Origin of the sequence: Kitasatospora sp. NPDC007106 (assembly GCF_040634455.1) — a bacterium.
GTDB classification, from domain to species: domain Bacteria; phylum Actinomycetota; class Actinomycetes; order Streptomycetales; family Streptomycetaceae; genus Kitasatospora; species Kitasatospora arboriphila.
The window spans coordinates 1-1,076 of the sequence record NZ_JBEYFP010001436.1 but is presented as its reverse complement, the minus strand read 5'-3'; the positions used below and the strand labels follow the sequence as shown (position 1 = coordinate 1,076).

Sequence of the window (1,076 nt, the reverse complement as noted above, 5' to 3'; positions counted from 1 at the left end):
GCCCCGTGGGGCGGCGGCGCCTGGGGGGCCGGCGCGGGCCCGTACGGCTGGCAGCAGCCGCCGCTCGGCCCGCCGACCGCCTGGAACGGCTACGCGATCACCTCGTTCGTGCTGGGCGTCCTCGGCATCGCCTGCTGCATGTGGGTCGGCGCGATCGCCTTCGGCGTGGCCGCCCTGCGCACCGTCAGGGCGCGCAACGAGCGCGGCCGCGGGCTGGCGATCGCCGGTGTCGTGCTCGGCGGCTTCTGGGCCGTCGTGCTGGCCGTGCTGATGGTGCTGGGCGTGGTCCTCGACGACCGCGGCCCGCTGGGCACCGCTCCCTTCCGGGACGAGAACGGCTCCGACCGGACGGCCACCACCGGGGTCTTCGACCTCACCGCCGGGGAGTGCTTCGTCAAGCTCGGCAGCGGCAAGGGCGAGGACCTCACGGACGTCGAGACGGTGGACTGCTCCGAGCCGCACTACGGCGAGGTGTACGCCACCCCGCACTTCACCGCCGCCGCCTACCCCGGCAAGGACGGCGTCGTCGCCGACGCCAAGAAGGGCTGCGCCGAGACGCTGTTCGACTACGCGCCGGACAGCTGGGCCGTCCCGGAGGACATGGAGATCCACTTCTTCTACCCGGACGCGGCGACCTGGGCGCTGGACGGCGACCACTACGCCACCTGCTTCCTGACCGACAGCAGCTCGGTGGCCACGGGCACGGTGCGCCAGGACCGCACGGGGCTGAACGACGAGCAGATGGCCTACCTCCGCGCCGAGCACCGGGTCGACCGGGCGTACGACGAGCAGCCGCAGGCGAAGCCCGCCGCCGACCCGGCCGCCTACCGGGAGTGGGCGAAGAAGCTCTCCACCGCGGTCGGCGGGGAGGTCGACGACCTGGGCCGGCGCAGCTGGGGCGGGCTGGCCGCCGCTCCGGTCGGCGCGCTCAAGGACGAGCTGAAGCAGGCGCTGCCGCACCTGCAGGTGGCCGGGGCGGCCACCGACCCGAAGGTGCTGGAGCGCGAACTCGACGCGGCCGAGGGGCTGCTGGGCTTCGAGCGCCCGGCGGCCGTCCGGGCCGCGCTGGGCCTGGC

1 protein-coding gene is annotated in these 1,076 nt (G+C 75.0%); it reads left to right on the top strand.

What is annotated here, in order from left to right:
* Window positions 1–1,076: DUF4190 domain-containing protein (locus ABZ641_RS39090; RefSeq protein ID WP_359989478.1), on the top strand; the 1,076-nt coding region annotated here is incomplete at both ends.